Origin of the sequence: Pseudonocardia lutea, assembly GCF_042658055.1 — a bacterium.
In the GTDB taxonomy this organism is placed as follows: Bacteria; Actinomycetota; Actinomycetes; order Mycobacteriales; family Pseudonocardiaceae; genus Pseudonocardia; species Pseudonocardia lutea.
In genome coordinates this window covers 8198-16083 of record NZ_JBHSQK010000099.1, presented here as the reverse complement: position 1 = coordinate 16083, position 7886 = coordinate 8198, and the positions used below count along the sequence as shown (strand labels likewise).

The 7886-nt window shown below is 75.0% G+C and carries 10 protein-coding genes; 9 read left to right on the top strand and 1 reads right to left on the bottom strand.

Going from position 1 to position 7886, the window contains the following annotated elements; all coding sequences use genetic code 11:
- Positions 1–208, bottom strand: a 208-nt coding sequence (locus ACFQH9_RS28920) for a hypothetical protein (protein WP_379571053.1), incomplete at its 3' end; no start/stop codon positions are given.
- A 416-nt stretch (positions 209–624) separates the two neighbouring features.
- Here ACFQH9_RS28920 and ACFQH9_RS28915 point away from each other — a divergent pair.
- The 9 genes from ACFQH9_RS28915 to ACFQH9_RS28875 all read left to right on the top strand — a co-directional run bounded on the left by ACFQH9_RS28915 (position 625) and on the right by ACFQH9_RS28875 (position 7884).
- The gene (locus tag ACFQH9_RS28915) at positions 625–1527 is read left to right on the top strand and encodes a ParA family protein (RefSeq protein WP_379571051.1); all 903 of its coding nucleotides are present in this window, start codon (positions 625–627) and stop codon (positions 1525–1527) included.
- The gene (locus ACFQH9_RS28910; RefSeq protein ID WP_379571049.1) at positions 1524–2357 is read left to right on the top strand and encodes a segregation and condensation protein A; all 834 of its coding nucleotides are present in this window, start codon (positions 1524–1526) and stop codon (positions 2355–2357) included. The genes ACFQH9_RS28915 and ACFQH9_RS28910 overlap by 4 nt, the downstream gene beginning before the upstream one ends.
- Entirely contained in the window at positions 2332–2949 is a 618-nt protein-coding gene (gene scpB / locus ACFQH9_RS28905) for an SMC-Scp complex subunit ScpB (RefSeq protein ID WP_379571047.1), read from the top strand. Before ACFQH9_RS28910 ends, scpB begins: the two co-directional genes overlap by 26 nt.
- Positions 2950–3025: 76 nt before the next feature.
- On the top strand, positions 3026–3805 hold the full coding sequence (locus ACFQH9_RS28900) for a pseudouridine synthase (RefSeq protein ID WP_379571045.1): 780 nt from the start codon (positions 3026–3028) through the stop codon (positions 3803–3805).
- A gap of 10 nt (positions 3806–3815) precedes the next feature.
- Entirely contained in the window at positions 3816–4178 is a 363-nt protein-coding gene (gene aroH, locus ACFQH9_RS28895) for a chorismate mutase (protein WP_345379003.1), read from the top strand.
- A gap of 127 nt (positions 4179–4305) precedes the next feature.
- Positions 4306–5025: a (d)CMP kinase gene (gene cmk, locus ACFQH9_RS28890; protein WP_379571042.1), complete on the top strand. Its 720-nt coding sequence runs from the start codon at positions 4306–4308 to the stop codon at positions 5023–5025.
- Entirely contained in the window at positions 5022–5705 is a 684-nt protein-coding gene (locus tag ACFQH9_RS28885) for a lysophospholipid acyltransferase family protein (protein ID WP_379571040.1), read from the top strand. Before cmk ends, ACFQH9_RS28885 begins: the two co-directional genes overlap by 4 nt.
- On the top strand, positions 5705–7159 hold the full coding sequence (der, locus tag ACFQH9_RS28880) for a ribosome biogenesis GTPase Der (protein ID WP_379571038.1): 1455 nt from the start codon (positions 5705–5707) through the stop codon (positions 7157–7159). The genes ACFQH9_RS28885 and der overlap by 1 nt, the downstream gene beginning before the upstream one ends.
- Before the next feature lie 59 nt (positions 7160–7218).
- The gene (locus ACFQH9_RS28875; protein WP_379571036.1) at positions 7219–7884 is read left to right on the top strand and encodes a response regulator; all 666 of its coding nucleotides are present in this window, start codon (positions 7219–7221) and stop codon (positions 7882–7884) included.
- The last annotated feature ends 2 nt before the right edge of the window (positions 7885–7886 follow it).

Sequence of the window (7886 nt, the reverse complement as noted above, 5' to 3'; positions counted from 1 at the left end):
CCGGCCCCGGCCCGCCGCCGCGTTCCGCGCGCGACGACGACCGTGCCGGCCGGCGGCGGTGTCCCGCGGCGGCGCGGACGACGAGCTCGCCCCGCAGCGGTGCCCGCTGGGCGGCACGGACGCCCGGGTCCTCGACCACCCGGAGCCGCGCGCCCTGCTCCTCCCGGCCTTCCGCGCTGACCTGCGGGCGGTCGCGGGGTACACCCACCCGCAGGGCCCGCCGTTGCGCTGCCCGGTCCGCCTGCTGGCGGGTGCCGACGACCTCGCGGGCGACACGGCGGACGCGCGGTGGTGGGCTGCCGTCGCCCCGGCCGGGTTCCCCAGCGGGTGTTCCCGGGCGGGCACTTCTCCCTGCACGAGCAGCGCGACGAGGTCCTCGTGGAGATCCTCCGCCCCTGAGCCGGCGGGCCGCTCCGGCGGGTCGCCGACCCCGCCCCGACCCACCCGGGGACCGGCTGGTCCGGGTGGGTTAGCGTCTCGTGAGTTCGACCGGAAGTTCGACACGCCCGGGCGTGGCGCGTTGCCGCGGCCCTACGGGGTTCCTACTCTGCGCCCGAGGTAGACCCGGCACGGGAGACGACAGGGATCGACACCGGATTTCGACACGAGGAGACCGGAGCCCGCATGGACACAGCACCCGACGGGGACGGTGCGGGGCCCGACTACGACCCGACCGTGGAGCCGAGCCCGGAGGAGGTCCCGCCGCGGCCCCGCGGAGGGCACCGGGTGGGCGCCCCGGTTCCCGCACCGCTGACGGAGCACGGCCCGGCCCGCGTGATCGCGGTGGCCAACCAGAAGGGCGGCGTCGGCAAGACGACCTCCACCATCAACCTGGGCGCGGCGCTCGCCGAGTACGGGCGCCGGGTGCTCCTGGTCGACTTCGACCCCCAGGGCGCGCTCTCCGTCGGCCTCGGCGTCCAGCCCCACCAGCTGGACGCGACCATCTACAACCTGCTGATGGACCGCGGGGTCGAGCCGGACGACGTGATCCTGAAGACCTCCGTGGCGGGCATGGACCTGCTGCCCAGCAACATCGACCTGTCCGCGGCCGAGGTCCAGCTGGTCAGCGAGGTCGGCCGGGAGCACGCGCTGGGCCGGGCCCTCAAGGGGGTGCTGGACCGCTACGACATCGTGCTGGTCGACTGCCAGCCCAGCCTCGGCCTGCTCACGATCAACGCCCTGGCCTGCGCCGACAGCGTGCTCATCCCGCTGGCCTGCGAGTTCTTCAGCCTCCGCGGGGTCGCGCTGCTGATGGACACGATCGACAAGGTGAAGGACCGGCTCAACCCGGACCTGGACCTGATCGGCATACTGGCCACGATGTTCGACTCGCGCACCGTGCACACCCGCGAGGTCCACCAGCGGGTGCTCGAGGCCTTCGGGGACCTCGTCTTCGACGCCGTCATCAACCGCACCATCCGCTTCCCCGAGACCACCGTCGCGGGCGAGCCGATCACCACCTGGGCGCCCAGCTCGAGCGGGGCGGAGGCCTACCGCATGCTGGCCCGCGAGGTCATCGCCCGGTGACGGTCGCTCCGGAGCGGGCAGGCGCCGGTCCCGACGGGCCGGAGGCGCGTCCGCGGTTCACCGTGCGGCTCTCCAACTTCGAGGGCCCGTTCGACCTGCTGCTGCAGCTCATCGGCAAGCACGAGCTCGACGTCACCGAGATGGCGCTGCACAAGGTCACGGACGACTTCATCGCGCACCTCGCGGCGCTCGGCGACGACGCCGACCTCGACGAGACCACCGAGTTCCTCGTCGTCGCGGCCACCCTGCTCGACCTGAAGGCCGCCCGGCTGCTCCCGGCCGCCGAGGTGGAGGACGAGGAGGACCTCGCGCTGCTCGAGGCGCGCGACCTGCTCTTCGCGCGGCTGCTGCAGTACAAGGCGTACAAGCAGGTCGCGGGCCTGTTCGCGGAGCTGGAGAAGACGGCGCTGCGGCGTTTCCCGCGGTCGGTGGCGCTGGAGCCGCGGTTCGAGGGCCTGCTGCCCGAGGTGCTGCTCGGCATGGACGCCACGGCCTTCGCCGAGCTCGCGGCGAGCGTGTTCCGGCCCAAGCCGCCGCCGGTCGTCGGCACCGACCACATCCACCAGCACGACGTGTCCGTCCCGGCGCACATGGCGATCCTGCGGGAGCGGCTCGCCGAGCTGGGGGAGGCGACCTTCGCGGCGCTCACCGCGGACTGTGTGGCGCCGATCGAGGTGGTCGCCCGGTTCATGGCCGTGCTGGAGCTGTACCGCGAGCGGGCGATCGACGTGGAGCAGCCGGAGCCGTTCGGCGAGCTGACCGTACGCTGGACCCCCGACCGGACGACCCCGAGTGAGCCGACCAGTGAGCACGCCGAACCCGGATCCTGACCTCGACGCCGAGACCGACGCCGCGCTCGAGGTCGAGGGCCTCCCCGGGCTGGCCCGCGAGGACGAGCTGACCGCGGCCCTGGAGGCGTTGCTGCTGGTCGTGGACTCCCCGACGGACGAGCAGGCGCTCGCCGCCGCCCTCGACCAGCCCGTGGACCGGGTGGAGCGGGCGGTGCGCCGGCTCGCGGAGAGCTACCGCGAGCAGGGCAGCGGCATCGACCTGCGGCGGGTGGGGGAGGGCTGGCGCTTCTACACCCGGGACCTCTACGCGCCCTACGTCGAGCGGTTCCTGCTCGACGGGCAGCGCGCCAAGCTCACCCGGGCCGCGCTGGAGACCCTCGCCGTCGTCGCGTACCGCCAGCCCGTCACCCGGGCGCGGGTCGCGGCGGTACGGGGTGTGAACTGCGACGGCGTGCTGCGTACGCTGCTCACGCGCGGTCTGGTGGAGGAGGCCGGTGTGGACGGGCCCACCCAGGGCACCCTGTTCCGCACCACCGAGCTCTTCCTGGAGCGGCTGGGGCTGTCCTCGCTGGAGGACCTGCCGCCGCTGGCCCCGCTGCTGCCGGACATCGACGCGATCGACGAGCTGTGAGAAGAAGGACCGTGAGCAGGACCCCGAGCAGGACCCCGAGCAGGACCCCGAGCAGGACCGCCAGAAGGACCGGAGCATGAGCCGCCCGTCCCGCCCCACCTCCTCCGCGCAGGCCGAGGGGGTGCGACTGCAGAAGGTGCTGGCCCGGGCCGGCGTGGCCTCGCGCCGCGCGGCCGAGGAGCTGATCGCCGCCGGCCGCGTCGCCGTCGACGGCGAGATCGTGCGCGAGATGGGCCGGCGGATCGACCCGGACACCGCCGTGGTGCACGTCGACGGCTCCCGCATCCAGCTGCGGGACGACCAGGTGTACCTGGCGCTGAACAAGCCGGTCGGGATGCTGTCCACGATGTCGGACGACAAGGGCCGGCCGTGCGTCGGCGACCTGGTGATGCAGCGCACCGAGCTGCTCAACCAGGCCGGGCGGCTGTTCCACGTGGGGCGGCTGGACCAGGACACGGAGGGCCTGCTCCTGCTGACCAACGACGGGGAGCTGGGCCACCGGCTCATGCACCCCTCCTACGAGGTGGAGAAGACCTACGTGGCCGAGGTCCTCGGCCAGGTCCCGCGGGACGTCGGCCGGCGACTCCGCGAGGGCATCGAGCTGGAGGACGGCCCCGTCCGGGTGCACTCGTTCCGGCTGGTCGACTCGCTGCCCGGCCGGTCGATGGTGGAGCTGGTGATCCACGAGGGCCGCAAGCACGTCGTCCGCCGGCTGCTCGACGAGGTCGGGCACCCGGTGCAGCGGCTGGTCCGCACCGCGATCGGCGAGGTCCGCCTCGGCGACCAGCGGCCGGGCAAGATCCGCCCGCTCAACCAGCACGAGGTGGGCTCGCTCTACAAGGCCGTCGGGCTGTAGGGGGCCGGGGGTGGCGGTCCGGGCGATCCGCGGCGCGATCCAGGTCGACGGCGACTCGCGCGAGGAGATCCTCGAGGGGTCGGCGGAGCTGGTGAGTGCGGTGCTCAAGCGCAACGAGCTCACCAGCGACGACGTGATCTCGATCCTGTTCACGGCCACGCCGGACCTCACGGCCGAGTTCCCGGCCTACGCCGCCCGGCTGCTCGGGCTCACGGACGTGCCGCTGATGTGCGCCACCGAGATCGCGGTGCCCGGGGCCATGCCGCGGGTGCTGCGGCTGCTCGCGCACGTCGAGACCGACCTCGCCCGCGCCGACCTGCGGCACGTGTACCTGCGCGGGGCGGCCGCGCTGCGCCGCGACCTCCCCTCCTGATCGCTCCGGGGCCGGCCCGAGGGGGGTCGGGGTGCGGCGCAGGTCGGCAGGCACAATGGTCGGCGGCCCGCGCGGGGTCGTCGGACACCCGCCCGGAGCCTCCGTACATCTGCACGAGGGGTGAGGCATGACCGGGCCGAGGCCGGACGGTGTCCTGAACGACGTCGTCGCCATGGACGGGCCCTCGGGCACGGGCAAGTCGACGGTGTCGCGGCGGCTGGCCCGCGCGTTGCACGCCGCCTACCTCGACACGGGGGCGATGTACCGGGCCGCCACCCTGGCCTGCCTGCGCGCGGGGCTCACCGCCGAGAGCGCGGCCGACCGGATCGCCGAGGTCGCGGTCGCGGCGGAGCAGGAGTCCGTCACGGACCCGGCGGCGCCGCGGATCCTGCTGGCGGGCGAGGACGTCGAGGCCGAGATCCGGGACGAGCCGGTGACCAAGGCCGTGTCCGCGGTCTCCGCGGTGCCCGCGGTCCGGGCCGCGCTGGTCGCCCGGCAGCGGGGGTACATCGACCGGGCGCTCGCGGCAGGCCGTGGGATCGTGGTCGAGGGCCGCGACATCGGCAGCGTGGTCGCACCGGAGGCGAAGCTGAAGGTCTACCTGACCGCGTCGGAGGAGGTGCGGGCCGTCCGCCGCGGCCGGCAGGACGCCAAGGCCGGCCGGATCAGCGACCCCGCCAGCACCCTCGCCGACGTGCAGCGCCGCGACCGGCTGGACTCGACCCGCAAGACCTCGCCGCTGCACGCCGCGGCCGACGCGCTCGTCGTCGACACGGACGACCTGTCCGTCGACGCCGTGCTCGAGGAGCTGCTGCGGCTGGTCCGGGAGCGCGGGCTCGTCACATGAGGGCGCCCTCGGCCGCGGGCCCGGCCGATCTCCCCGCGGGTGCCGACCCGCGGCTGCACGACCTCGCCCGCTGGGTCGGGACATGGTGCTTCCGGCCGGTGTTCCGGGTGCACGTGCACCACCGCGAGCGGATCCCGGCCACCGGACCGGTCGTGCTGGTCGCGAACCACAGTGCGCTCGTCGACGGCCCGCTGCTCTTCGGACTACTCGGGCGCCGTTCGGTGTTCCTGGTGAAGCAGGAGATGTTCACCGGCGTCCTGGGGAGGGGGCTGCGCGGGATCGGGCAGCTGGCCGTGCGGCGCGGCGAGCCCGACCGGGCGCCCCTGACCGCGGCGCTCGGGGTGCTGCGCGGCGGCGGGCTCGTCGGGGTGTTCCCCGAGGGCACGCGCGGCACCGGCGAGGTCGCGGCGGCCCAGCAGGGCGCGGCGTGGCTGGCCCGGGCCTCCGGCGCGCAGGTCCTCCCGGTCGTGTGCCGGGGGACGCGGCGCCCGGAGGGGACGGGGCGGGCCCGCCGGTTCCGGCCCCGGGTGGACGTGCTGGTGGGTGTGCCGTTGCCGGCGCCCACCGGGAAGGGCCGCGCGGAGCTCGCCGCGGCCACCGAGACCGTTCGCGGGGCCCTCGCCGCGCTGGTCGCGGACCTGGACGCGATGCGAGCCACGAGCATGCGGAGAAGTGCCTGATGGACGAGACGATCACCGGCGGCGACCGCGCCGCCATGGCGGAGCTGGGCCTCGACCCGGACGACTTCGCCGCCGCCGACGAGGAGTTCGGCGCAGCCGGCGACGGCGCCGCCGAGCAGGGACCGACGCCGGTCCTCGCCGTCGTCGGGCGGCCCAACGTGGGCAAGTCCACGCTGGTGAACCGGTTCCTGGGCCGGCGCGAGGCGGTCGTGCAGGACGTCCCCGGCGTCACCCGGGACCGGGTGGCGTACGACGCGCTGTGGAACGGGCGGCGGTTCACCGTCGTCGACACCGGCGGCTGGGAGCCCGACGCCGTCGGCCTCCAGAAGGAGGTCGCCGCGCAGGCCGAGCTGGCCATGCGCACGGCGGACGCGATCCTGCTCGTCGTCGACGCGCGGGTGGGCGCCACCGCGGTCGAGGAGGCCGCGGCCCGGGTGCTGCGCCGCTCCGACCGGCCGGTCCTGCTCGCCGCCACCAAGGTCGACGACGAGCGCGCGGTCCCCGACACCGCCGCGCTCTGGCGGCTGGGGCTCGGCGAGCCGTACCCGGTGTCCGGCCTGCACGGGCGCGGCTCCGGCGACCTGCTCGACGCCATCCTCGAGGCCCTGCCCGCGACCCCGCGGGAGACCTTCGGGACGGCCCCCGGCGGGCCGCGCCGCGTCGCCCTCGTCGGGCGGCCGAACGTCGGCAAGTCCTCGCTGCTCAACCGGGTCTCCGGGGAGTTGCGCTCGGTCGTGCACGACGTCGCCGGCACCACCGTCGACCCGGTCGACTCCCTCGTCGAGCTCGACGGCGAGATCTGGCGGTTCGTCGACACCGCCGGGCTGCGCAAGCGGGTCAGGACGGCCAGCGGCATGGAGTACTACGCGAGCTTGCGCACCCAGGCCGCGATCGAGGCGGCCGAGGTCGCCCTGGTGCTGCTCGACGCGAGCGAGCCGATCTCCGAGCAGGACCAGCGCGTGCTGTCCATGGTCGAGGAGGCCGGCCGCGCGCTCGTGATCGTGTTCAACAAGTGGGACCTCGTCGACGAGGACCGGCGGCTGGCGATGAAGCGCGAGCTCGAGCGCGACCTCGGCCGGGTCCGCTGGGCGGAGCGGATCAACATCTCGGCGCTCACCGGCCGCGCCACCGCGAAGATCGCGCCCGCGATGCGGACCGCCCTCGCCTCGTGGGACCAGCGGATCCCGACCGGCCGGCTGAACAGCTGGCTGTCCGAGGTCATCGCCGCGACCCCGCCGCCGGTGCGCGGCGGCAAGCAGCCGAAGGTCCTCTTCGCCACCCAGGCCGGCACCCGGCCGCCGACGTTCGTGCTGTTCACGAGCGGGTTCCTGGAGGCGGGCTACCGCCGGTTCCTCGAGCGGCGGCTGCGCGAGGAGTTCGGCTTCGCGGGCTCGCCGATCCGGCTGTCGGTGCGGGTCCGGGAGAAGCGGGAGCGCAAGGGCCGGCGCCGCTGATCGTCCCGGGGCGCGGCGAGTCCTCCCGGTCGCGATCCCCGACCGACTACCCTCCCCGCATGGCCGTTGACTCCCCCAGCGGTCCCTCCGGACCCGTGCGCGTCGTCCTCGCGGACGACGAGGCGCTGCTCCGGGCGGGTCTGCGCACCGTCCTGGAGGCACGCGGCACCGTCGCGGTGGTGGGGGAGGCCGCCGACGGCGACGGGCTGATCGCCGCCGTCGACGAGCACCGGCCGGACGTGGTGCTCGCCGACGTGCAGATGCCGGGCCGGTCCGGCCTCGACGCGCTGCGGGTGCTCTGCGCCCGGCCCGACGCGGTCCCCGCGGCCGTGCTCACGACCTTCGACCTCGACGAGTACGTCACGGAGGCGCTGCGGATCGGCGTGCAGGGGTTCCTGCTCAAGGACGCCGAGCCCGACGCGCTGATCCGGGCCGTGCTCGACCTCGCCGCCGGCGGCGCGGTGCTCGACCCGCGGATCACCGCGCGGCTGCTGCCGCGGCTGGTGCCCGAGCCGGCGCCCACCCCGCCGCGCCCGGCCGACCTGACCCTGCGCGAGACGCAGGTGCTGCGGCTGCTGGCGGACGGCGAGTCCAACGCGACCATCGGCTGCCGGCTCGGGCTGGCCGAGGCGACGGTGAAGAAGTACGTCTCGGCCCTGCTGGTGAAGCTGGGCACGGAGAACCGGGTGCAGGCGGCGCTGCTCGCGCAGAGCTGGGGCGCCTGATG